The 22204-nt window shown below is 73.6% G+C and carries 20 protein-coding genes; 8 read left to right on the top strand and 12 right to left on the bottom strand.

The annotated features are described in order from the left end of the window. Positions 1–117: 117 nt before the first annotated feature. From ACFWJW_RS36230 to ACFWJW_RS36215, 4 genes are all read right to left on the bottom strand, one after another. The gene (locus ACFWJW_RS36230) at positions 118–768 is read right to left on the bottom strand and encodes a hypothetical protein (protein WP_387249246.1); all 651 of its coding nucleotides are present in this window, start codon (positions 766–768) and stop codon (positions 118–120) included. Positions 769–863: 95 nt separating this feature from the next. Next, positions 864–1541 (bottom strand): GntR family transcriptional regulator, encoded by a 678-nt coding sequence (locus ACFWJW_RS36225; protein WP_387249244.1) that lies wholly within the window; start codon positions 1539–1541, stop codon positions 864–866. Between the two features lie 160 nt (positions 1542–1701). Further along, the gene (locus tag ACFWJW_RS36220) at positions 1702–3045 is read right to left on the bottom strand and encodes an aspartate aminotransferase family protein (RefSeq protein WP_387249248.1); all 1344 of its coding nucleotides are present in this window, start codon (positions 3043–3045) and stop codon (positions 1702–1704) included. Between the two features lie 216 nt (positions 3046–3261). Next, positions 3262–4119 carry a VTC domain-containing protein gene (locus ACFWJW_RS36215; protein WP_387249242.1) on the bottom strand — a complete coding sequence of 286 codons (858 nt, stop codon included), beginning with the start codon at positions 4117–4119 and terminating at the stop codon, positions 3262–3264. Positions 4120–4396: 277 nt separating this feature from the next. On the opposite strand from ACFWJW_RS36215, the gene ACFWJW_RS36210 reads away from it, so the two are divergent. The 4 genes from ACFWJW_RS36210 to ACFWJW_RS36195 all read left to right on the top strand — a co-directional run bounded on the left by ACFWJW_RS36210 (position 4397) and on the right by ACFWJW_RS36195 (position 9569). Continuing rightward, positions 4397–5092, top strand: coding sequence for a DJ-1/PfpI family protein (locus ACFWJW_RS36210; protein ID WP_387249240.1), 696 nt, complete (start codon positions 4397–4399; stop codon positions 5090–5092). Beyond that, positions 5089–5601, top strand: coding sequence for a MarR family winged helix-turn-helix transcriptional regulator (locus ACFWJW_RS36205; RefSeq protein ID WP_387249238.1), 513 nt, complete (start codon positions 5089–5091; stop codon positions 5599–5601). The genes ACFWJW_RS36210 and ACFWJW_RS36205 overlap by 4 nt, the downstream gene beginning before the upstream one ends. Before the next feature lie 142 nt (positions 5602–5743). Next, a complete protein-coding gene (locus ACFWJW_RS36200; protein ID WP_387249236.1) occupies positions 5744–7444 on the top strand; it encodes a serine/threonine-protein kinase in 1701 nt (566 codons plus the stop codon). Between the two features lie 313 nt (positions 7445–7757). After that, on the top strand, positions 7758–9569 hold the full coding sequence (locus tag ACFWJW_RS36195; protein WP_387249234.1) for a serine/threonine-protein kinase: 1812 nt from the start codon (positions 7758–7760) through the stop codon (positions 9567–9569). Positions 9570–9623: 54 nt separating this feature from the next. Here ACFWJW_RS36195 and ACFWJW_RS36190 read toward each other — a convergent pair whose 3' ends face one another. Further along, the gene (locus tag ACFWJW_RS36190) at positions 9624–10910 is read right to left on the bottom strand and encodes an adenylosuccinate synthase (RefSeq protein WP_042151495.1); all 1287 of its coding nucleotides are present in this window, start codon (positions 10908–10910) and stop codon (positions 9624–9626) included. Positions 10911–11116: 206 nt separating this feature from the next. Between ACFWJW_RS36190 and ACFWJW_RS36185 the strand changes: the two genes are divergently transcribed. Next, positions 11117–12094 (top strand): diacylglycerol kinase family protein, encoded by a 978-nt coding sequence (locus ACFWJW_RS36185; protein ID WP_387249232.1) that lies wholly within the window; start codon positions 11117–11119, stop codon positions 12092–12094. A 12-nt stretch (positions 12095–12106) separates the two neighbouring features. On the opposite strand, the gene ACFWJW_RS36180 is transcribed toward ACFWJW_RS36185, so the two are convergent. After that, positions 12107–12664, bottom strand: coding sequence for a GbsR/MarR family transcriptional regulator (locus ACFWJW_RS36180; protein WP_387249230.1), 558 nt, complete (start codon positions 12662–12664; stop codon positions 12107–12109). A 93-nt stretch (positions 12665–12757) separates the two neighbouring features. On the opposite strand from ACFWJW_RS36180, the gene ACFWJW_RS36175 reads away from it, so the two are divergent. From ACFWJW_RS36175 to ACFWJW_RS36165, 3 genes are all read left to right on the top strand, one after another. Further along, positions 12758–13705: an ATP-binding cassette domain-containing protein gene (locus tag ACFWJW_RS36175; RefSeq protein ID WP_387249228.1), complete on the top strand. Its 948-nt coding sequence runs from the start codon at positions 12758–12760 to the stop codon at positions 13703–13705. Then, on the top strand, positions 13702–15342 hold the full coding sequence (locus ACFWJW_RS36170; protein WP_387249226.1) for an ABC transporter permease: 1641 nt from the start codon (positions 13702–13704) through the stop codon (positions 15340–15342). The genes ACFWJW_RS36175 and ACFWJW_RS36170 overlap by 4 nt, the downstream gene beginning before the upstream one ends. Before the next feature lie 277 nt (positions 15343–15619). Next, positions 15620–16081, top strand: coding sequence for a calmodulin-binding protein (locus tag ACFWJW_RS36165; protein WP_387249224.1), 462 nt, complete (start codon positions 15620–15622; stop codon positions 16079–16081). A 65-nt stretch (positions 16082–16146) separates the two neighbouring features. Here the strand turns inward: ACFWJW_RS36165 and ACFWJW_RS36160 are convergent, their stop codons facing one another. The 6 genes from ACFWJW_RS36160 to ACFWJW_RS36135 all read right to left on the bottom strand — a co-directional run bounded on the left by ACFWJW_RS36160 (position 16147) and on the right by ACFWJW_RS36135 (position 21909). Continuing rightward, positions 16147–16803, bottom strand: a complete 657-nt coding sequence (locus tag ACFWJW_RS36160) for a response regulator (protein WP_387249222.1) — start codon at positions 16801–16803, stop codon at positions 16147–16149. Further along, positions 16800–18161, bottom strand: coding sequence for a sensor histidine kinase (locus ACFWJW_RS36155; protein ID WP_387249220.1), 1362 nt, complete (start codon positions 18159–18161; stop codon positions 16800–16802). Before ACFWJW_RS36155 ends, ACFWJW_RS36160 begins: the two co-directional genes overlap by 4 nt. Before the next feature lie 68 nt (positions 18162–18229). After that, positions 18230–19027 carry an alpha/beta hydrolase family protein gene (locus tag ACFWJW_RS36150; protein ID WP_387249218.1) on the bottom strand — a complete coding sequence of 266 codons (798 nt, stop codon included), beginning with the start codon at positions 19025–19027 and terminating at the stop codon, positions 18230–18232. Further along, positions 19024–20373: a kynureninase gene (gene kynU / locus ACFWJW_RS36145; RefSeq protein ID WP_387249217.1), complete on the bottom strand. Its 1350-nt coding sequence runs from the start codon at positions 20371–20373 to the stop codon at positions 19024–19026. The genes ACFWJW_RS36150 and kynU overlap by 4 nt, the downstream gene beginning before the upstream one ends. Next, positions 20366–21274, bottom strand: a complete 909-nt coding sequence (locus ACFWJW_RS36140; RefSeq protein WP_387249215.1) for a tryptophan 2,3-dioxygenase family protein — start codon at positions 21272–21274, stop codon at positions 20366–20368. Before ACFWJW_RS36140 ends, kynU begins: the two co-directional genes overlap by 8 nt. A gap of 221 nt (positions 21275–21495) precedes the next feature. Continuing rightward, positions 21496–21909 (bottom strand): DUF3151 domain-containing protein, encoded by a 414-nt coding sequence (locus ACFWJW_RS36135; RefSeq protein WP_042151473.1) that lies wholly within the window; start codon positions 21907–21909, stop codon positions 21496–21498. Between the last annotated feature and the right edge of the window lie 295 nt (positions 21910–22204).

Raw genomic sequence — 22204 nt, 5'->3', positions numbered from 1 at the left:
CGTCCGGACACCCTGCCCCTCCGGCCCGTCCCCTCCCGTTGGGGGTGGGGAAATGCGTGGGGGGTGGTGGCGGTTGGTGGGTGGGTGCGGGTGGGTGGGTGAGGAATGAGGCTGGGGCTAGCTGAAGACGATCATGGAGCCTTGGCCGAGGCTTCGGGTGGCGGCGGCGTGGAGGCCGAGCCAGACGTGGCGTTCGCGGGCGAAGGGGCTGTTGTCCTGGGGGGTGACGGTGGCCCGTTCCTCCAGGGAGGTGGGGCCGGCCGGTGGGGCGGGGGCGGCGGGGGGATTGGCCGGATCGATGCCCAGGGATGGCGCGACCAGTTCGAGGTCGCGCAGCAGGCCGTGTGAGGAGCCGAGCGGGCCGCCGCCCTCCAGGAGCTCGTCGTTGGCCAGTGGATGCGGGAAGTCGACCGGGACGTACGCGCCCGCGTGGTCGTAGTGCCACACCAGGTGGGACTGCTGGGCGGTGGCCTCGAACATCTCCAGCAACTGCTCGTAGTCGCCGCCCAGTTCGTCGACCGGGGTCACCTCCAGGCCGCACAGCCGCAGCAGGTAGGCGCGGCGCAGGAAGTGCAGGGCGTCGTAGTCGAAGCCGGCGACGGGGGCGACGTCACCGGAGAGGCCGGGCATATAGCTGAAGACCGGGACCGGTGGCAGGCCCGCTTCCGTCAGGGCCTTGTCGTAGGCGGCGATCTCTTCGGAGAACGGGTTGTCGGGGCTGTGGCACAGCACATCGACGAGGGGTACCAGCCACAGGTCACATGCCACGAGTGTGGGCTCGCTTCCGGTCGGGGACGGGGACACCGGCGCACGTACAGCTACGGGTACGGCCCATTACGGCCGATGGTCGGGACAGCGTAGTGCTAGCCGCGCGTTCCGACGAGAGCGAGGGAGTGCTCGTTGTACTCGGCGATCAGCCGCTGGGCGGTGGCCAGGTCGTGCTGGATCAGGGCGTCGGCCAGCGCGCTGTGGTCGTGCCACAGCAGCCCCTTGAGGTCGGCCTCGCGGCGCAGCAGCGGGACCGCGAACATCCAGGTCTGTACGCGGATCCGGTCGAGGAAGTCGCTGATGTAGGCGTTGTTCACGATGCCGCTCAGCTCGCGCCAGAAGCGCAGGTCGTAGCCGATCAGCACGTCCAGGTCGCCGGCCCGCGCGGCCCGTTCGGCCTCGTCGGCGCGGCGCCGGATGGAGATCAGCACCCCGGCGGCGGTGGCGCGCAGGGCCTGGTCGGCGCCGCTGCGGAAGATGCCCTCGATGATCAGGGTGCGGGCCTCGACCATGGCGCGGAAGTCGTCGGCGGTGAAGGCGTGCACCTTGAAGCCGCGGTGCTGTTCGACGTCGAGCAGGCCCTGGGCGCACAGGTCGAGCAGCGCCTCGCGCACCGGTGTGGCGGAGACGCCGTACTGCTCGGCGATCTCCTTGACGGTGAAGGGGTGGCCGGACGGCAGCCGGCCGGCCAGGACCTCGTCGCGCAGGGCGTCGGCGATCTGCTGGCGCAGGGTGCTGCGTCGTATGACTGAGCTGTCTCCGCCGCCGGCCATCGTGTGCGTCTCCTTCGACGTGCCTGACCGCGCAGATGGGTGCGGCCCCCGCCCACGATAGGCGAGGGCCGCTCCGGTTCGCTGCCCGAGGTTGCCGTGAGCATGCCCTACGGCACGTCTGTGACCTGCGCTTCCGTCCGCCGGCCGAACGGTCAGAGGGTCAGACGGTGTGGGCGTCGGCCGCCGTCAGGGCCTCGTCGAGGGCGGCCAGGCCCTCCTTGGCCTCGGCCTCGGTGACCGTGCAGGCCGGGACGACATGCGTCCGGTTCATGTTCACGAACGGCCACAGACCGCCGCGCTTGCAGGCCGCCGCGAATTCGGCCATCGGAGCGTTGGCGGCGCCGGAGGCGTTGTAGGGGACCAGCGGTTCGCGGGTCTCCTTGTTGCGGACCAGGTCCAGGGCCCAGAAGACGCCCAGGCCGCGGACCTCGCCGACGGACGGGTGGCGGTCGGCGATCTCGCGCAGCGCGGGGCCGATGACCCGCTCGCCGATGTCGGCGGCGTTCTCCACGATCCGCTCCTCGGCCATCGCGTTCATGGTGGCCACGGCGGAGGCGCAGGCCAGCGGGTGGCCGGAGTAGGTCAGGCCGCCGGGGTAGGGGCGCTGGTCGAAGGTGGCGGCGATCTCGGCGCTGATCGCGACGCCGCCCAGCGGGACATAGCCGGAGTTGACGCCCTTGGCGAAGGTCAGCAGGTCGGGGGTGACGCCGAAGTGGTCGGCGGCGAACCAGTGGCCGGTGCGGCCGAAGCCCGCCATGACCTCGTCGAGGATGAAGACGATGCCGTGGCGGTCGCAGATCTCGCGGACCCCGGCGAGGTAGCCGGCCGGCGGGACCATGATCCCGGCGGTGCCCGGGACGGTCTCCAGGATGATCGCCGCGATCGACTGCGGGCCCTCGAAGGCGATGGTCTGCTCCAGGTGCGCGAGGGCGCGCTCGCACTCCTGCTCCTCGGTCTCGGCGTGGAAGGCGGAGCGGTAGAGGAACGGGCCCCAGAAGTGGATCACGCCCGCCGAGGCGGTGTCCGAGGGCCAGCGGCGGGGGTCGCCGGTCAGGTTGATCGCGGTGGCGGTGGCGCCGTGGTACGAGCGGTACGCGGACAGCACCTTGGCGCGGCCGGTGTGCAGCCGGGCCATCCGGACCGCGTTCTCCACGGCCTCCGCGCCGCCGTTGGTGAAGAAGATCTTGTCGAGGTCGCCGGGGGTGCGCTCGGCGACCAGCCGGGCGGCCTCCGAGCGCACGTCCACGGCGAATCCGGGCGCGATGGTGCACAGCTTCGCGGCCTGCTCCTGGATCGCCGCGACGACCTTGGGGTGCTGGTGGCCGATGTTGGTGTTGACCAGCTGGGAGGAGAAGTCGAGGTAGCGGTTGCCGTCGTAGTCCCAGAAGTACGCCCCCTCGGCGCCGGCGATCGGCAGCGGGTCGATCAGGCCCTGCGCGGACCAGGAGTGGAAGACGTGCGCGCGGTCGGCGGCCTTCACGTCCCGCCCGTCGCCCACCACCACCCTTCCCTGGTAGCGCTGCGCGCTGCTGTTGTTTTCGCCGGCAGCGGGGTCGGCGGCGGAAGCGGAGGGCGTCGTGGTCACGGTCAGTACCTCGGATCGGGTCGCTCGGGGCCGCCGCGGGACGGTCGCGGCGAACGCCCTTCAGCCTAGGGATCGCGCCCCGGCGCCCGGTACCGACAGTGTGTATGGCGCTCACCACGCGCACGGACAGAGTGTCTACGGGCTGGAGGAAACTCCAGGGGGCGCTCCGGGCGGCAGCCGCCGGGCCGCGGCGGGGAACGCCGTCCGTACCGCGCTCGGCCAGTGCCCGCCGACCAGATCCGGGCGCAGCGCCGACAACCCCCCGCAGTACTTGGTGAATCCGGAGTACTTGGTGAAGCCGGCGGCCGGTATGCCGAGGCCCGCCAGCAGCCGGTCCGCCTCCGTCGGCCGGCCGGCGGTCCGGGTCCCGACGAGGAGCAGCCCGCCGTCGGCCCGTAACGTCCGGCCGGTCGCCGGGTCCCGGCAGAGCAGCGCCGCATCGCAGGTGATGCGCTGGCCGTCCGCGACGAAGGTGGCCCGGAGGTACTCGGTCTCGACGGTGCGGAGCAGGTGGGCGGGGGCCGCGAGGCCGTAGGAGCGGTCCAGTACGGCGGCGAGGAAGCCGCGCGGGGCCGCGCCGAGGGCCGCGGCGTCCGGCAGCAGCGGCTGCCGGTGGGTGACCGTTTCGCCGCGCCGCCCCGTCAGCTTGATCTCGAACTGCCGCTCCCCGGTGTCCGCGTAGCGCCGCTCACGGATCCGGTAGCGCCGGCCGCGGCCCTGCCGGGCGTCGTGGAAGGACGTCAGGTCGGGGGTGTCGTAGTGGACGGAGTGGTAGCGGAACCAGCGGCGTCCGTTGATGCACAGCGCCGCGAACGGGCCGCCCGGCCCGCGGCGGCCGGTGAGTTCGGCCGCGAAGGCGGTGAAGACCTCGACCGGGACGAGATAGCTGCGGTCGAAGCGGGTGCGGAGTTCGGCGCGGGCCTGGACCTCGGCGAGCGGCACGGGGCGCGCGGCCATGGCGGCGCGGGCGAGGGCGCGTACGGCGGGGATCACACGGGCTCCTTGGGGACGGCGGCGGGTCGGGAAGGGGATGGGGATGGGGAGCGTGCGGGTGGTGCGTGCGGGTGGCTCGGTAGGCGTTTTTACGTGCTGTACCCCCCGGGAAGTTCCGGGACGTGGAAAGAGACATCCGTCGGCGGTGCTTCCCGGCCAAAGTCGGGGCGGTGCGTCGGAATCCTGTTGACAGCATGCTGTCGTATGGACAGGATGCTGTCGTAGAGGCAACAGGGAACGGTGGGCCGGGTGTCCGCCGTCGGCCGAGGGAGCTCTCATGAATCCGCGCACGGTGCATCTCGCCGCCTACGACACGCTCGCCGACTGGGAGTGCGGCCACGCCATCGGCCACCTCCGCAGCGGCAGTTACTTCCGTGCGGCGCGGGGCGCGTACGACGTGGTCACCGTCGCGGCCACCACCGGCCGGCCGGTGACGACCATGGGCGGGCAGCGGATCGTGCCCGGTCTCGCGCTCGACGCCCTGCGCCCCGAGGACAGTGCGCTGCTGATCCTGCCGGGCGCCCAACTGTGGGACTCCGGCGAGGAGTTGCGGCCGTTCGCCGCCAAGGCCCGGGAGTTCCTGGCCGCCGGGGTGCCGGTCGCGGCGATCTGCGGCGCGACCGCGGGGCTGGCCCGGGAAGGGCTGCTGGACGACCGTCCGCACACCAGCGGCGCCGCCCCGTACCTCGCCGCGCAGCCCGGATACCAGGGCGCCGCGCACTACCGCGAGGCCGATGCGGTGCGTGCCCGCGGGCTGATCACCGCGGGGCCGACCGAGCCGGTGGCCTTCGCCCGGGAGATCTTCGCCGAACTCGACGTCATGGAGCCGCGGATCCTGGACGCCTGGTACCGGCTGTTCGCCCGCTCCGACGCCGATGCCTTTCCCGTTTTGATGACGGCGGGGACGGCCGGGTCCGAGGACCACGGGGCCGAGGCCGGCTCCGGGGACGGCCCCGGGGACGGCTCCGTATGAGCGGGCCCCTGTCCGATGAGTCCCCGGAGCCCGACGGTCCCCGGGCTCCCGAGCTCCTCAGCCGTACCGCCCTCACCGTCTTCCGGCTGAACGGCCAGTTCCTCTCGGTCGCGGACGGTCTCGCCGGTCCCGCGGGGCTGACCGCGGCCTGGTGGCAGGTCCTGGGCGCCGTGCTGCCCGAGCCGCTGCCCGTCGCCGGTATCGCCCGGGTCATGGGCATCACCCGCCAGAGCGTGCAGCGCATCGCCGACCTCCTGGTGGCCCGCGGACTGGCCGCGTACCGGCCGAACCCGGCGCACCGCCGCGCCAAACTCCTCGCCCCGACCGAGGAGGGCCGGGCCGCCGTCGCCCGGATCGCCCCCGCACACGGGGAGTTCGCCGGCCGGCTGCGCGAACAGCTCGGCGGGACGGACGGGTTCCGGCGGGTCACGGCGGCGCTGGAGGAGCTGTCGGCGGCGCTGGACGAGCTGTCCGGCGCGCCCGCGTCCCCGCCGGACGCCGAGGCGTAAGGGCCGACGGCCTGTGGGGGCGCGGGGGGGGGCGCTCGGTATCCTCCACCGCGGGGAGCGCGGGCCGCGGGCAGCGCCGGGCGCGGAGGCGCCGGCGTCGACGCACCCGCGGGGCGGCTTCGGGGGAAAGGGCGACGGGACGATGGAACGGCTGATACGGGCAGGGCAGCAGGGGCGGGCCGGGCGGTCCAGGGGCCTGCGGCCGCTGCGGGAGCAGGATCCGGGGCGGATCGGGGACTACCGGCTGCTGGGGCGGCTCGGTGAGGGCGGTATGGGCCGGGTGTTCCTGGCCCGTTCGGACCGTGGCCGTACGGTCGCGGTCAAGCTGGTGCGGGCGGAGCTGGCCGGGCAGGAGGAGTTCCGGGCCCGCTTCCGGCGGGAGGTACGGGCCGCGCAGCAGGTCGGCGGGGAGTGGACGGCGCCCGTCCTGGACGCCGACACCGAGGCCGAGACCCCCTGGGTCGCCACGGGGTACATCGCGGGCCCCTCGCTCCAGCAGGTCGTCGGCGGCAGCGGCACTCCGCTGCCCGAGCGGAGCGTGCGGATCCTGGCCGCCGGGCTGGCCCGTGCGCTGAGCGCGATCCATGCGGCCGGGATCATCCACCGCGACCTCAAACCGTCCAATGTGCTGCTCACCATCGACGGGCCGCGGGTCATCGACTTCGGGATCGCGCGGGCGCTGGACGCGGTCACCGGCAGCGGGGTGACGCGTACCGGCGCATCGGTCGGCTCGCCGGGCTTCATGTCGCCGGAGCAGGTGCGCGGCAAGCCGCTCACCCCGGCCTGCGATGTCTTCTGCCTCGGGTCCGTACTGGCCTACGCGGCGACCGGACGGCAGCCGTTCGGCACGGCCGACAGCATCGCGGCCGCCATGATGTACCGCATCGCCCAGGAGGAGCCCGACCTCACCGGGGTGCCCGAGGGGCTGCGCGCGCTGATCTCCGGATGCCTGGCCAAGGATCCGGAACGGCGGCCCACGCCCGCGGAGTTGGTGGCGCAGGCGGAGGACGGCGCCGGGGACGGACCGGGCGCGGACGGCGAGCCATGGCTGCCCGGGGCGCTGATCGCCCGGCTGGGACGGCATGCCGTGGAGCTGCTGGAGGCGGAGGACCCGCAGGAGCTCACGGCGGCGGACGACGCGACGGCCGCGGCGCCCGCCTCCGAAGCCCCCGGGGTGCATGCGCTGCCCACCGCCGTCTCACGTACCAGCGCGGCGGACCGCACCCCGCCGCCCGCACGTCCCGGCGCGCCGGGGCCGGTCGCGCCGCGGCCGGCGTCGTACTCGCCGCAGGACGCCCACGGGCAGCACGGCCACGCGGCAGCGGTCCCGGCCGCCGCGGCGCCGCGCCGCCGCCGGGGTCGCGGTGCCGCGCTGGTCACCGGGGTCGCGCTGGCGCTGGCCGGAGCCGGCGCGGTCACCGCGTACGCCGTGCTCAACAGCGACGGTGACGGCCTGCGGACGGAGGGCGGGGGCGGCGCGGCGCAGTCCGCCGCGCGCGGGAGCCTTCCCACGGCCTACTTGGGCACCTGGGAGACGACGATCGGCGGCTCCGCCCTCAATGGCCGGCGCCTCACGCTCACCCAGGGCACGACCGGTGACACGGTGCTGACCATGACGGCGACCGGGGCGAACTACCGCTGCACCTTCGCGGCCACCCTGACCAACGCGGGTCCCCCGGTCCGCCTCGGCCCGTCCACGGTGGTGTCCGGGCCGGGCGACAGCTGCCTTCCCGGCGAGCCGAGCACCCTGGAGATGGTGGGCAACACCCTGCGCCGCGTCTCCGACGACGGCAAGGCGCTGACCTACCACAAGGCCGGGGTGACGACCAGCAAGACGGGGTGAGGCGGCCGGGCGGGGTGACGGCCGTCCGGGGACGAGGTGACGGCCGTTCGGGCCCGCAACGACCGCTGCTTCAGGGGGCGTTGGGCAGGGCGGCCACGACCGGCACGGGATGACGCGGCGTCCGGCCGGCCCCGCGCACCGGCAGTTCGGCCGTCCCCGCTGGTCACCCGCCCGTCGCTCCCTCGTCACCCCGCGATCGTTCTCCCGTCGTAACGCGCCGTCGGCCGTGGTGCGGTCCCGCTCCGCCTAGGCTCGGAGGACGACTGCTGCCGGAACGTGTATCCGGCACGGAACGAAAAGGGGGAGGGCCCGGATGGACGGCCTGCGCGGGCTGACCGCCGACGATCCGTCGTGGATCGGGGACTACCGGCTGCTCAGCCGTCTCGGCAGTGGCGGGATGGGACGGGTCTACCTCGCCCGTTCCGAGGGCGGCCGGACCGTCGCCGTGAAGCTGGTGAAGGCCGAACTCGCCGCGGAGGAGGAGTTCCGGGACCGCTTCCGCGCCGAGGTCGCGGCCGCGCGGCGGGTCGGCGGACGCTGGACCGCGCCGGTGCTGGACGCCGACACCGAGGCCGCGGTCCCCTGGGTCGCCACCGGCTATATCGCGGGCCCGACCCTGAGCCAGGTCGTCGGGTCGTACGTCCGCCAGGGCGACTACGGCCCGCTGCCGGAGGACTCGCTGCGGCGGCTGGCGTACGGGCTGGCCTGCGCGCTGCGGGACATCCACGGGGTCGGGCTGGTGCACCGCGATCTCAAGCCGTCCAACGTGCTGCTCACCATCGACGGGCCGCGGGTCATCGACTTCGGGATCGCGCGGGCCCTGGACGCGGTCGGGGAGCAGACCCAGACGCGGGCCGGCACGGTGGTCGGCTCGCCGAGCTTCATGTCACCCGAGCAGGTCCAGGGGCACCGCGTGCGCCCGGCCAGTGATGTCTTCTGTGTGGGCTCGGTGCTGGCGTACGCGGCCACCGGGCGGCAGCCGTTCGGCAATCCCGCCTCGGGCGTGCACGCGGTGATGTTCAAGATCGCGCAGGAGGAGCCCGATCTGGCCTCGGCACCGGACGGGATCCGCGGGCTGATCCTGGACTGCCTGGCCAAGGACCCGGCGGCGCGGCCCACCCCCGAGGAGCTCGCCGAGCGTCTCGGGCCGGCGCCCGGCGGCCGGCCGGCCGCGCCCTGGCTGCCGGCCGAGCTGATCGCGCGCCTCGGTCAGCACGCCGTCCTCCTCCTGGACACCGACACCCCGCCCGGAGGCCAGTCGCCGACGGTGGTGACCACCAGGGCCGCGCCCGGTCCGGCAGTGCCCCTGCCGCCCACCGCGACCGAGCGGCGCCGCCGCCGTCGGTGGCTGCCCGTCATCGCCACCGCCGTGCTCGCGGCCGCCACGGCCGCCGCCGCGGTGCCGCTGCTGAGCGAGGGCGCGGGCGCCGAGGACAGCGCGTCCGACATCCCGGCCGGCTATGTCGGCACCTGGTCGGGGCCGGTGCTGCGGGACGGGGAACCCACCGGGCAGCAGCGGCGGTTCGTGATCACCCACGGCAAGGTCGGTGAGGTGGTCGCGAACAGCACCAGCCTCGGCGCGACCTACGAATGCCGCAGCGACGGCAAGCTGGTGTCCGTGACCCGGCAGGACGGGCACCCGGCGCTGCGGCTGGACACCACGGTCGTCCGGTCCGTGCCGGCCGGCCGCTGCGCCGCGCTGGGCGAGCACACCCTCGTCGAGAGCGGCGCCGGCACCCTGACCTGGTCCGCGGCCGGGCGCACCGCGACCCTGCACCGCGTCGCCCCGTCCGACGGCACCGTCCCCGACGGCTTCCTGGGCACCTGGCGGCGGCCGAACGACGACGGCCACGGCAGCCAGCAGCTGACCGTCCGGCAGGCCCCGGCGGGCAGCAAGGTCCTCACCGCCGTCGTCGTGGGCCGCAGTGGCCGCTGCACCGCACACGCCGACCTCTACGCGGCCGAGGGCGGCAAGCTGACCGTCGGCCCGTCGGTCGTCGACCGGGCCGCGCCCGGCTGCGCACCGAGCAGCACCTCCGTACTCAGCCTGGGCGCCGACGGCACGCTGCACCGCGAGTTCCTGGGCGACGACAAACAGCCGCGCGGCTACTCCAGGGTGAAGTAGCCGCGCGGCTGCGAGGTGCCGGGGGCCGCTGCGGGCCCCCGGCGGCCGGTGTCCCTACGACAGGAACGAGTTGATCTCGATCGTCTCGTCGCGGCCGGGGCCGACGCCGATGGCGGAGATCGGGGCGCCGGACATCTCCTCCAGCGCCTTGACGTACGCCTGGGCGTTCTTGGGGAGGTCCGCGAAGGTCTTGGCCTTGGTGATGTCCTCGGACCAGCCCGGCAGCATCTCGTAGACCGGCTTCGCGTGGTGGAAGTCGGTCTGCGAGTACGGCAGCTCCTCGACGCGCTTGCCGTCGATCTCGTACGCGACACAGACCGGGATCTGCTCCCAGCCGGTGAGCACGTCGAGCTTGGTGAGGAAGAAGTCCGTCAGACCGTTGACGCGGGTGGCGTAGCGGGCGATGACCGCGTCGAACCAGCCGCAGCGGCGGTCCCGGCCGGTGGTGACGCCGCGCTCGCCGCCGATGCGGCGCAGCGCCTCGCCGTCCTCGTCGAAGAGCTCGGTCGGGAACGGACCGGCGCCGACGCGCGTCGTATATGCCTTGAGGATGCCGATGACGCGGCTGATCTTCGTGGGACCGACGCCCGCACCCGTGCAGGCGCCGCCCGCGGTCGGGTTCGAGGACGTGACGAAGGGGTACGTGCCGTGGTCGATGTCCAGCAGCGTGCCCTGGCCGCCCTCGAAGAGCACGACCTTGTCGTCGTCGAGCGCCTTGTTGAGGATCAGGGTGGTGTCGGCGACATAGCCCTTGATCTGGTCGGCGTAGCCCAGCAGCTCCTCGACGACCTGGCCGGCCTCGATGGCGCGGCGGTTGTAGAGCTTGGTGAGCAGCTGGTTCTTGACGTCGAGGGCCGCCTCGACCTTCTGCTCCAGGATCGACTCGTCGTAGAGGTCCTGGACCCGGATGCCGACGCGGTTGATCTTGTCGGCGTAGGTCGGGCCGATACCGCGGCCGGTGGTGCCGATCTTCCGCTTGCCGAGGAACCGTTCCGTCACCTTGTCGACGGTGATGTTGTACGGCGTGATCAGATGCGCGTTACCGCTGAGCAGCAGCTTGGACGTGTCGACGCCGCGCTCGTTGAGTCCGCTCAGCTCGGAGAGCAGGACCGCCGGGTCCACGACGACACCGTTGCCGATGACCGGGGTGCACCCCGGCGAGAGGATTCCGGAAGGGAGAAGGTGCAGCGCGTACTTCTGGTCGCCGACGACGACCGTGTGGCCGGCGTTGTTGCCGCCCTGGTAGCGCACCACATAGTCCACGGATCCACCGAGCAGGTCGGTGGCCTTTCCCTTGCCCTCATCACCCCACTGAGCACCGAGCAGCACAAGTGCGGGCACAGGCGTACACCCCTTCCGGGCGGGGCATGTCCAACGTGCGTGGATGGCGTCGGCGTGCCTGTTCACGCGTACGTCATCGCTAGAGCCGTCGGACCGGTGCCCCGGAATAGACGAAGCCCCTGGCGCAATAGCGCAAGGGGCTCTTGCACCGAGATGCTACCTGAGGAAGGACCGAGGTGTCGGCGCAGCCTTCTGGGCACTCTCCCGTGGACTCCGTTCGGGGGTACCCCCTGCTCGTGGTCATCGACCCGGTCGCCCGCAGCACGGACGGCGAGTCCGTGCGGATCGCGAAGGATGTCCTGTGCGCGGGCGCGGGCGCGAAAATCTGCCTGCCGGAGGGGCCCGAGGAATTCGGGCGGATGCTCGCCCGGCGCGGCCACCGGCGCCCGGTGGTGATCGGTGACGACCGGACGCTGCTGCGGGTGGTGGGCCTGCTGCACAAGGAACGCGAGCTGGCCCAGGTGCCGCTGTCGATGGTCCCGGTGGGGGCGCCGGCCGCGGTCGCGCTGAGCCGCGCGCTTGGCATCCCCACGGACACCGTGGCCGCCGCGCGGGCCGTCCTGGACGGCGGCGAGCGGCCGATGGATCTGCTCACGGACGACAGCGACGGCATCGTGCTGGGCGGCCTGCGCATCCCCTGCGGAAGCGCGGCGACCCGGCTGGGACACGGGGCGTATGTGCCGGCCCCGGCCCCGCCGCCGGCCCCGGTGGACCCGGCCGAGGCCCTGGGCGGCCGGGGCGGTCTGGCGGACGGTCTGGACGGGCCCCGGCCGTGGTGGAAGCCGGCCGCCAAGACGGCCCGTACGGCGCTGGCGATGCTGGCCGCACCGGCGGCGGGACTGGGCGCCCGGCGGGCCCGGGTGCCGGGGCAGCGGCTGCGGATCGAGGCGGACGGGGTGCTGCTGGCGGATCTGGACCGGCCGGTGCGCGGGGTGTCGGTGGTGCCCGGCGGACGGACCGGGGCGGAGGCGCCTCGGACCGGGGCCGCGGACGGCCGTGAGCTGGCCGAGGTCGTGGTGCACTGGCCCGGCGGCGGCCGGCCGGTGCGGGCCCGGGCGCGGGCGGTGACGGTGTCCGGCGCGGACTTCCACTACCGGGCGGACGCCCTGGTCGGCGGGCCGGTCAGGACCCGTACGTGGACCGTGCAGCCGGCCGCCTGGCGGCTCCAGCTGCCGCGGGGCTGAGCGGCCGGCGGCTCAGCGGGCGGCGCTTTCGAGGTCGGCCCGCAGCTGGTCGCGGTGCTCGCGCCAGCGCTGGAGCATCCCGGCGAGCTCCTCCTGGAGGAACTCGAAGAAGATCAGCGTCTCGGCGATCCGGCGGCCGGCCGGGGAGTCCTCGCCGAGGCTGTCGACGCCCTCGCGCAGGGTGCCCTCCCAGCGGGTGAGGACGTTGTCCCGGCGCGCCATCGCCTCGTACCACTGGTCGCTGTGCACGCGGTAGCGGTCGCGGCGGGAGCCGGGCTCACGTTCCCGGCTGACCATGTCGACCTGGGAGAGGTAGCGGATCGCGCCGGAGACGGCGGCCGGGCTGACCCGGAGGCGCTCGCCGAGTTCGGCCGAGGTCAGCACACCGGAGTCGGAGGCCAGCAGACAGGCGAAGACCCGGGCGGACATCCGCTGCATCCCGGCGTCGACGAGCTGGGAGGCGAACCGCTCGACGAACTGCGAGACCGCTCCGTCGTCGCGGGTGTCCTCGCCGCTGTCCTGGCGGGCTTCGTCGGTCCGGTGCGCGCTCCGCGCCGGCTGCTCACTCATATCCGCATCGTCTCCCCTGTTCAGAGCCACCCACCCAAGTTTATACGCTTTCCTAACTTCACAAATTTGTGAAACTAGCGTAGCTTCCACATCATGACCCAGGCAATCTCCACCGCCCCCGTGATCCGGGTCGACGGTCTCCGCAAGTCCTTCGGCCGCACCCATGCGCTGGACGGCCTCGACCTCCGGGTGGCGGCCGGTGAGGTACACGGCTTCCTCGGCCCCAACGGCGCCGGCAAGTCCACGACCATCCGCGTGCTGCTCGGCCTGCTGCGTGCCGACGGCGGCACGGCCCGGCTGCTGGGCGAGGACCCCTGGCAGGACGCCGTCGAGCTGCACCGCCGGATCGCATATGTGCCCGGCGATGTGACCCTGTGGCGCAACCTGTCCGGTGGTGAGGTCATCGACCTTTACGGGCGGCTGCGCGGAGGGCTGGATACGGCGCGCCGGGCCGAGCTCCTGGAGCGGTTCGAACTCGACCCCACCAAGAAGGGGCGGACGTACTCCAAGGGCAACCGCCAGAAGGTCGCCCTGGTCGCCGCCTTCGCCTCCGACGTCGAGCTGCTGATCCTCGACGAGCCGACCTCCGGGCTCGACCCGCTGATGGAGGAGGTCTTCCAGAGCTGCGTCGCCGAGGCGCGCGACCGCGGCCGTACGGTCCTGCTCTCCAGCCATGTGCTGTCCGAGGTCGAGGCGCTCTGCGACCGCGTCAGCATCATCCGCAAGGGACGGACCGTCGAATCCGGCTCCCTGGGCGAGCTGCGGCATCTGACCCGCACCTCGGTCACCGCCGAACTCACCGGCCCGCCCAACGGGCTGGCCACGCTCCCGGGCGTGCACGGCCTGTCCAGCCGGCCGCTCCGGGGGAGCCAGGGGCACCGCGTCCGCCTCCAGGTCGACACCGACAAGCTCGACGCCGTGCTCCGCGCGCTCGGCACCTCCGGCGTCCGCAGCCTCACCAGCACCCCGCCCACCCTGGAAGAGCTCTTTCTGCGGCACTACCAGGACGACGCCCGCACCGCCGGGGCGGTCGCGCGATGACCGCCGTGACCGCGGCCCGGCCCGTCCGCGCCGCCCGTCCCCGTCATCTGGCGGGCACCGGCGCCCTGTTGCGCCTCGCACTGCGCCGCGACCGGCTGCTGATCCCGGCCTGGGTACTGGCCCTGGGCCTGTCCGTCGCCGGCCTGGGCGCGTCCTTCGAGGCGGTCTACGACACCGCCGCCCAGCGCGCCGGACTGGCCGCCTCGATGAACCACAACGGCTCGATGCGCGCGCTGTACGGGCCGGTCTTCAGCGACTCCGTCGGCGGCCTGGTCGCCTGGCGGATGGCCGGCTTCGGTGCCGTCCTCGCCGCGGTGATGAGCCTGCTGATCGTGGTCCGGCACACCCGCGAGGAGGAGGAGACGGGCCGTCAGGAACTGCTCTCCGCCGCCATGGTGGGCCGCCGGGCACCGCTGACCGCGGCCCTGCTGACCGCCCTGCTCGCCAACGCCCTGCTGGCGGCGCTGATCGCGGGCGGCTCGGCGCTGTCCGGCCGGCCGGCCGCCGGCTCGCTCGCGCTCGGCCTGGCCCTCGGCGGCACCGGCACGCTCTTCGCCGCCCTGGCCGCCGTCGCCGCCCAACTCACCGAGAGCGCACGGCTGGCGAAGGGGCTGACCGGCGCGGTCCTGGGCCTCGCCTTCGCGGTCCGGGCCGCGGGCGACGCCGCGACGGCCGGGGCCGGCTCCCCGCTCACCTGGGCCTCACCGGTCGGCTGGGCGGAGAACCTCCGCCCGTACGCCGGCGAACGCTGGTGGATCCTCCTGCTGTTCCTCGCGGCGACCGCCCTGGCCGCCTCCGCCGCCTACGCCCTGACCGCCCGCCGCGACCTCGGGATGAGCTTCCTGCCCGCCCGCCCCGGACCGGCCGTCGCACCGCGCTCCCTGAGCGGCCCCTTCGGCCTGGCCTGGCGCCTCCAGCGGGCCACCCTGCTGGGCTGGACGGGCGGCTTCCTGGGCGTCGGCGCGCTGTTCGGCGGGATCGCCAAGGGCACCGCCGGCCTGATCGGCGGCAATCAGCAGACCCGCGAGATCGTCGAGCGGATGGGCGGCCAACAGGGCCTGACCGAAGCCTTCCTGGCCACCATGACCGGGCTCCTCGGCATGGTCGCGGCGCTCTACGCGGCCGGTGCGGTGCTGCGGCTGCGCGGTGAGGAGACCGCGGAGCGCGCGGAGCCGGTGCTGGCCGGTGCGGTGAGCCGGCTCCGCTGGACCGCCGGCCATCTGGCGCTCGCGTACGGGGGCAGCGCCATCATCCTGGCCGCCGGCGGACTGGCCCTGGGCCTGACCTACGGCCTCTCGGTCGACGACCCCGGCGGCCGGCTGGGCCCGGTGCTGGCCGCGGCGCTCTCCCAGGTCCCGGCGGTCTGGACGCTCACCGGTCTGGCGGTCCTGGTCTTCGGCCTGCTCCCGAAGGCCACCCCCGCCGTCTGGGCGCTCGTCGGCGGCTGCCTGGCCCTCGGCTGGCTCGGCCCCTCGCTCAAGCTCCCCGCGTGGGCGATGAATCTCTCGCCGTACAGCCATCTCCCCAAGCTGCCCGGCGCCGACGCCACCGCCGCCCCGTTCCTCTGGCTGCTGGCGCTGTCCGCCCTCTTCGCCGTCCTGGGCCTGGTGGGCGTGCGGCGGCGGGACATCGGCTGATCCCCCGGCGGCCGGTCGCCCCGCGGCCGGCCGCCCCTGAAGACGTGCGCCGCCGGAGCCGTAGCGGACTCCGGCGGGCACCGCCCTATGCGGTGGTGAGCGCCACACACTGTCCACAGCTTGTGGATACAGCACATGCCATGACCAACCGCCAGTCACTGTTCGCCATTTCACCTGGCGGTGTGTTAACTCGCAGTAACTCTGGAGCACTTGGTAGCCGACCCGTTACTTTCCGTGCGCACGGTCGTGACCACGACCCGCGGCACCGGAGGGGTTCATGCGACGTATCACCACCAAGCTCGGGATTCTCGCGGCGGCGGCACTGCTCGCCGTCACGGCGGCCGGACCGGCCCAGGGGAAGCAGGCGGGCGACGCCGGGCGCACCGGCGCCGACACGGCGGCCTACTTCGTGATGACCGATGTCACCCGCGCGGAATTCGTCATCAAGATCACCGACCCGCGCAAGATCCAGCACGCCCGGGATCTGCTGAGCGGGGCCACCAGCTCCGAGCCCCATGTCGTCGGCCGGATCGACAAGCGCACCGCCCCGTACAACTGGCGCTGGAGCTTCCATCTCCGCCCGGAGACGATCGACTTCTTCGACTTCGCCATCGAGGTCTGTGACGCCACCACGCCCTATGTCGAGGACCATCTGGACGAGGCCGGCGGCCCGTTCCTGCCCGGACTGGTCTGGTGTCCGTGGAGCTCGAAGCTGGTGCGGGAGATCCCCCAGCCGTAGGGGCCGCGTGCCAGGGCCGCCGGTGGTTCGGAACCGCCGGCGGCCCGCGCGCGTCGCCCGGGGCCTCAGCCGCCCGGCGTCACCAGCCGCGCCTCGTACGCGAACACCGCGGCCTGGGTGCGGTCGCGCAGCCCCAGCTTCACCAGGATGCGGCTGACATGCGTCTTCACCGTGGACTCGGCGACCACCAGATGCTCGGCGATCTCCCCGTTGGACAGGCCCTGGGCGACCAGCACCAGGACCTCGGTCTCGCGCTCCGTGAGGTCGGCGACCCGCTCCTGGGCCGGGGCCCGGGGGGTGCCGAGACGGGAGAACTCGGAGATCAGGCGCTTGGTGACGGTCGGGGCGAGCAGCGCCTCGCCGGAGGCGACGATGCGGACGCCCTCGGCGAGCTGGCCGGCCGAGGCGTCCTTGAGCAGGAAGCCGCTGGCCCCGGAGCGCAGCGCTTGGTAGACGTATTCGTCCAGGTCGAAGGTGGTCAGCACGAGGACCTTGGCGCCCTCGTCGGCGGCCACGATCTCGCGGGTCGCCTCCAGGCCGTTCATCTCCGGCATCCGGATGTCCATCAGGACGACATCGGGCTTGAGGACGGCGACCTTGCGCACCGCCTCCAGGCCGTCGACCGCCTCCCCGACGACCTCGATGTCCGGCATGGCGTTGAGCAGGACCGAGAAGCCCTCCCGGACCATCACCTGGTCGTCGACGATCAGTACCCGGATCATGCCCGCGCTCCCCCAGCCTTGTTCTCGCCCGTTGCGTTCGCCACCGGGATGAACGCCGCGACCTCGAAGCCGCCGTCCTCGGTGTGGTCGGCCGTCATCTCGCCGCCCAGCATTTGTACCCGCTCGCGCATGCCCAGCACGCCGTGCCCCGCACCCGGCGACGGCTTGGCCAGCCGGCTCGGCGCGCCGTTGACGATCCGCACGCCCAATCCGCCCAGTACGTAGGAGATCTCCACCCGGGCGTCGGCGCCCGGCGAGTGCCGCAGCGCGTTGCTCAGCCCCTCCTGCACGATCCGGTACGCGGACAGCTCGACGCCCTGCGGCAGCGGCCGGGGCGAACCGGTCACCACGGCCTCGACGACCAGCCCGGCGCCGCGGACGCTGTCGAACAGCGAGTCGAGGTTGCCCAGGCTGGGCTGCGGGGCCTCCGGGTCGGCCTCGGCGAAGGCGTCCGGGTCCGCGGAGCGCACCACGCCGAGGATGCGGCGCAGCTCGGCGAGCGCGGCGACGGCGTTCTCCCGGATCGTCGCGAAGGACGTGGCGAGCTCGGGCGGGGTGTCCTTGACGCGGTAGGGCGCGGCCTCGGCCTGGATGGCGATGACGGACATGTGGTGGGCGACCACGTCGTGCAGCTCGCGGGCGATCAGGGCGCGCTCCTCCAGCAGCGTGCGCCGGGAGCGCTCCTCCTCGGTGACGGTCCGCGTCCTGACGACCTGTTGGCGCTCCTCGCGCCAGGCCCGGACCGCGGCGGCGGAGATCAGAATCGCTCCGCAGAAGACCGCCACCACCGGCAGATCATCCAGGTCCGTGCCGGTGATCACCGTCAGGAGACTCGCCACGGCGAAGGTGACCAGCCACATCTCCATGGCGAGGCGCGGCCGGGTGCGCAGCACCACGAGGGTCATCACCACGACGTGGGTGCTGAAGGCGCCGTTCGAGAAGATGTTGGCGTACGGGAGGGCCGCCTCGGCGAACCCCCCGACGACGAACCCGGCCATCGACAGCCAGAAGGCGCCCACCGGGCGGAAGAGGGTGAGCATCGGCGGCGCGGCGAGCAGCAGGGAGAAGCCGGCGGCCATCAGGCCGCGCAGCTCTCCGGGGCCGGAACTGGCCAGGCTCGCCAGGAGGACGAGTGCCGAGAAGAAGCCGACGGTCGCGTGCGGCAGCCAGCGCGCCCAGCGGCGCAGTGACTCCGGCAGCCACGGCACCCACCGGGAGATCTTGGCGTCCTCCAGCGGCGGCAGCGGGCGGAAGGCGAAGGCGTCGACGAACAGGTCCTGGCGCAGCCGGTGCAGGACGCCGTGGGCTATCCGTGCCTCCGAGTGCAGAGTGTCCTGCGTCTGGGTCGTCTCGTTCACGCTGACAAAGGTAAGCAACGCCGGGCCTCCGCGGCGTCCTCACCAGTGGGGATCTGCCGGCGTCCGCCTCAAGTACTACGTGGCCGGTGCGGACGGCTCAGGCAACCGATGAGTGTGTGACAGCTGGGGCTGCCGGGGGTCACGGGGGCGTAGTGGCCGACGCCGGGCAGCTCGCGCAGCTCCGTGGTCCCGGGATGCCGCGCGGCGTAGCGGCGGGAGAGCTCCACCGGGACCTCCGGGTCCTCGGTGCCGTGCAGGATCGTCACCGGGATGCCGGCCGGCGGATGGCGCACCGGGTCGGCCGCGGCGAGGCGTTCGGCGAGGCCGGGGGCGTCGCCCAGCAGCTCGGCGACCGCGCCGTCGCTCAGGCCCAGCTCATGGGCGCGGGCCAGGTCGGCGACCGGTGCGACCGCGAGGACGCGGGTCACCGGGGTGCCGGGGCGGGCGGCGGCGAGCAGCGCGAGATGGCCGCCCGCGGAGTGCCCGGCCAGGACCACGCCGGGGTCCGCCGCGGTCCGCGCCAGCGCCGCGTGGGCGGCGCCGACGGCCGCCGTGACGTCCTCGAACGTCTGCGGCGCCCCGCCGCCCGCGCCGACCCTGCGGTACTCGGCCAGCGCGACCGGCATCCCCTGCCCGGCCAGCTCGGCGGCGAGCGGCGAGAGATGCCGGCGGTCGTAGGCCGCGCGCCAGAACCCGCCGTGCAGCAGGACGACCAGCGGGCCACGGGCATCCGCCCGCCCGCCGCCGCCCGCCCGGGGAGCGTAGACGTCGACGATCTGGTCCGGATGCGGCCCGTAGGCCACCGTCCGGTCCGGCGCCACCGGGGCGAGCCCCAGCAGCGCCGGTTCCTCGCCGGCCACCGTCACCCGGCCGCCCCGGACTCCACCTCGGGCAGCGCCCCCAGCACCTCACCGAGCACCCGGGCCGCCCGCTCCGCGTCCGCGAAGGAGGTGTAGAGCGGGGTGAAGCCGAAGCGCAGCACATCGGGGTGGCGGAAGTCGCCGACCACCCCGCGCCGGATCAGCTCATCCATCACCTCGCCGGCCAGCGGGGTGCCGCCCTGCCGGTCCGCGGCGAGCTTGGGAGAGCACGCCAGCGACACCTGGCTGCCGCGCCACTGGTGGTCGGACGGGGTGAGGGAACGCACCCGGCCCGGCGGCACATAGGCCGCCACACACTCCAGGAAGAAGTCGGTCAGCGCCAGGCTCTTGGCGCGCACCTCCTCGATGGCCACCCCGTCCCACGCCTCCAGCGCCGCCTCCAGGGCGAGCAGCGAGAGGATGTCGGGGGTGCCGACCCGGCCGCGCACAATGCCGCCGGCCGGTTCGTAGGAGGGGTCCATGGCGAACGGCTCGGCATGCGAGTTCCAGCCCGGCAGCGGCGAATCGAAGCGCTCCTGGAGGCTCTCGCGGATGTAGAGATACGCGGGAGAACCCGGGCCGCCGTTGAGGTACTTGTACGTACAGCCGACGGCGAGATCGACATGGTGCGCGTCGAGGCCGACCGGCAGCGCACCGGCGCTGTGGCACAGGTCCCAGACGGCGAGCGCGCCCGCGGAGTGCAGCGCGCGGGTGATGCCGGGCAGGTCGTTGAGCCGGCCGGTGCGGTAGTCGACGTGGTTGACCAGCGCCAGCGCGGTCCGCTCGGTGACCTCGTCGGCGATCCGCGCGGGCTCGACCGGCCGCACCGCGAGACCGGTCATCCGGGCCGCTGAGCGGGCGATATAGCCGTCGGTCGGGAACGTCGTGGCATCGACGAGGATCTCCGTGCAGCCCTTGCCGGCCATCCGGACGCCGCCGATCACGGCCTTGAAGATGTTGACGCTGGTCGAGTCGCCGACCACCACCCGGCCCGGACCCGCCCCGATCAGCGGGGCGATCTTGTCGCCGATCCGCTCGGGCGCGGTCCACCAGCCGGATTCGTTCCAGGAACGGATCCGCAGCCGGCCCCATTCACGGGTGATGACATCGGCTATCCGGTCGGAGACCCCGCGGGGCAGCACCCCGAGGGAATTGCCGTCCAGATAGACGTCCGTGTCGCCGGACGCGTGATCGGGCGCGGGGTCCAGGACGAAGCGTTCGCGGACCGCGGCGAGCGGATCGGCGGCGTCCAACTCCGCGGCCCGCACGGCCTGTTCACGGTCCCCGGAGGGCGCGGTGCGGCCGGTGGTCACGGCGAATTCGGGGGTCTCGGATTCGGGGATCTCAGACATGGCTTCGCGCCGTCCACAGCTCGGGGAAGACGTTCTTGCGGGCCCGCTTCTCCAGCCAGGCCACCCCCGCGGAACCGCCGGTACCCATTTTCGCTCCCATCGCCCGCCACGTCGCGATCAGATGGTCGTTGCGCCAGCGCAGGACCAGCTCACCGACATCGGTCAACACCTCGCCGAGCCGGACCAGCTCGGACTCCTGCGAACCGGCGTAGATCTCGGCCCAGACGGCCTCGACGGCCGGATCCGGTTCGTAGCGCAGCGCCGGGTCCCGCTCCAGCACGGCCTCGGGGACCGCCCAGCCGCGCCGGGCGAGCATCCGCAGCACCTCGTCCCACAGGCTCGGCTCCTGGAGGGCCTTCGCCAGCTCGGCGTGCTCCCGCGGCGCGCCCCGGTGCGGCACCAGCATCGACGCGGACTTCTCGCCCAGCAGGAACTCCATCCGCCGGTACATCGCCGACTGGAAGCCGGAGCCCTCACCCAGCGCGCTGCGGTAGGCGTTGAACTGCGCCGGGGTCAGCCGGGCCAGCGGCTTCCAGGCGGCGTTCAGCGCCTCCAGCTCGTACGCGGAGCGGCGCAGCGCCGCCATGGCCACCGGCAGGTCGTCGCGGCGCAGCGCCTCGGCGGCGGTGCGCCACTCATGGACGATGACCGTGAACCACAGCTCCATGACCTGGGTGGTCACCAGGAAGACCATCTCTCCGGGGTCCTCGGAGAGCGGGTGCTGTAGATGGGTGAGGACGCCCGCCTGGACATAGTCCTCGTACGGGGTCGTACGGCTGCTGCCGATGCTCAGATCCGGGGCGAACGGCGGGTCCGGCTCGGCGGCACCGGCCGATACGGGACATCCGGCGGGCGCGGTCGGCCCGCGGTCCGGGGGTTCGGTGGGAGACGGCTGCGACATGAGGGACTCCTCAGGTGCGAACTACCGGGTAGCGGTCCGCCCCTTCCTTGTCGGCTCGGGAGCCCCGGTCCCCTCGGGCGCGGGATGGCCCGGCCCACTGAAATCATCGGTGCTGGGCAGCGACCGCGCAAGGGCCGGCCGCGATCGCGGCCGGCCCGTTGACCTGGGCGCTCCCCGGCGGGAGCGCGGGCGGACCCGGCGCGGGGCCCGTCGGCGGCCGGTCAGGAGAGGGTGTCGGCCGCGGTCGGCGAGGAGTCCCGCAGGAAGGTCGTGCAGCGCTCGTACTCGTCCTGCTCACCGATCGACTGGGCGGCGCGGGCGAGGGCGTGCAGCGCCCGCAGGAAGCCCCGGTTGGGCTCGTGCTCGAAGGGCACCGGGCCGTGGCCCTTCCAGCCGGCCCGGCGCAGCGAGTCCAGGCCGCGGTGGTAGCCGGTGCGGGCGTAGGCGTACGACTCGACGACCCGGCCTCCCTCGAACGCGTCGTCCGCGAGCTGCGCCCAGGCCAGGGAGGAGGTCGGGTACTTCGCGGCGACATCGGACGGTGCCGTGCCCGCGGCGAGCAGTTCGCGGGGCTCGGGATCGTCGGGCAGATGGGTCGGGGGCGGGCCCCCGAGGAGGTTTTCGTGAATGGGCATGGTCCCAGTTTGCCAGTGTGCTGCGCGGGCGGCCCGGCCCACGTTTTTGGCTTTCCCGCCGTGAGGGGTGCTCGCCGTTTGTTGCCCGCTTGCGCGGTGCTCCCGCCGTTGCTCCCCCACTGCCTGAAGGGCGTGGGAGGTACCCCCACGCGGCGGGCTGTGCCGCTGCGCGGGGCTGTCGGGTGCGGCGCCGTTTCGCCTGCGGCGGGCGGGGTCCGCTGCGCGGGGCTGTCGGGGTGCGGTGACGGGCCTCCGGGGCAGGGTGTCCGGACTGCTTCGCTTTACGTCCGGACAC

This window comes from Streptomyces sp. NPDC127097 (genome assembly GCF_042724075.1).
In the GTDB taxonomy this organism is placed as follows: Bacteria; Actinomycetota; Actinomycetes; order Streptomycetales; family Streptomycetaceae; genus Streptomyces.
Note: the sequence above shows the minus strand (reverse complement) of the source record. Positions and strands in the feature narration are given on the sequence as shown.

What these genes read in the sequence shown, in the direction of transcription:
- ACFWJW_RS36135 (WP_042151473.1), bottom strand. Translation starts at nt 21,909, where the DNA reads ATGCCCATTCACGAAAACCTCCTCGGGGGCCCGCCCCCGACCCATCTG.
- ACFWJW_RS36210 (WP_387249240.1), top strand. Translation starts at nt 4,397, where the DNA reads ATGAATCCGCGCACGGTGCATCTCGCCGCCTACGACACGCTCGCCGAC.
- ACFWJW_RS36200 (WP_387249236.1), top strand. Translation starts at nt 5,744, where the DNA reads ATGGAACGGCTGATACGGGCAGGGCAGCAGGGGCGGGCCGGGCGGTCC.
- kynU (WP_387249217.1), bottom strand. Translation starts at nt 20,373, where the DNA reads ATGTCTGAGATCCCCGAATCCGAGACCCCCGAATTCGCCGTGACCACC.
- ACFWJW_RS36160 (WP_387249222.1), bottom strand. Translation starts at nt 16,803, where the DNA reads ATGATCCGGGTACTGATCGTCGACGACCAGGTGATGGTCCGGGAGGGC.
- ACFWJW_RS36195 (WP_387249234.1), top strand. Translation starts at nt 7,758, where the DNA reads ATGGACGGCCTGCGCGGGCTGACCGCCGACGATCCGTCGTGGATCGGG.
- ACFWJW_RS36225 (WP_387249244.1), bottom strand. Translation starts at nt 1,541, where the DNA reads ATGGCCGGCGGCGGAGACAGCTCAGTCATACGACGCAGCACCCTGCGC.
- ACFWJW_RS36175 (WP_387249228.1), top strand. Translation starts at nt 12,758, where the DNA reads ATGACCCAGGCAATCTCCACCGCCCCCGTGATCCGGGTCGACGGTCTC.
- ACFWJW_RS36140 (WP_387249215.1), bottom strand. Translation starts at nt 21,274, where the DNA reads ATGTCGCAGCCGTCTCCCACCGAACCCCCGGACCGCGGGCCGACCGCG.
- ACFWJW_RS36205 (WP_387249238.1), top strand. Translation starts at nt 5,089, where the DNA reads ATGAGCGGGCCCCTGTCCGATGAGTCCCCGGAGCCCGACGGTCCCCGG.
- ACFWJW_RS36165 (WP_387249224.1), top strand. Translation starts at nt 15,620, where the DNA reads ATGCGACGTATCACCACCAAGCTCGGGATTCTCGCGGCGGCGGCACTG.
- ACFWJW_RS36180 (WP_387249230.1), bottom strand. Translation starts at nt 12,664, where the DNA reads ATGAGTGAGCAGCCGGCGCGGAGCGCGCACCGGACCGACGAAGCCCGC.
- ACFWJW_RS36170 (WP_387249226.1), top strand. Translation starts at nt 13,702, where the DNA reads ATGACCGCCGTGACCGCGGCCCGGCCCGTCCGCGCCGCCCGTCCCCGT.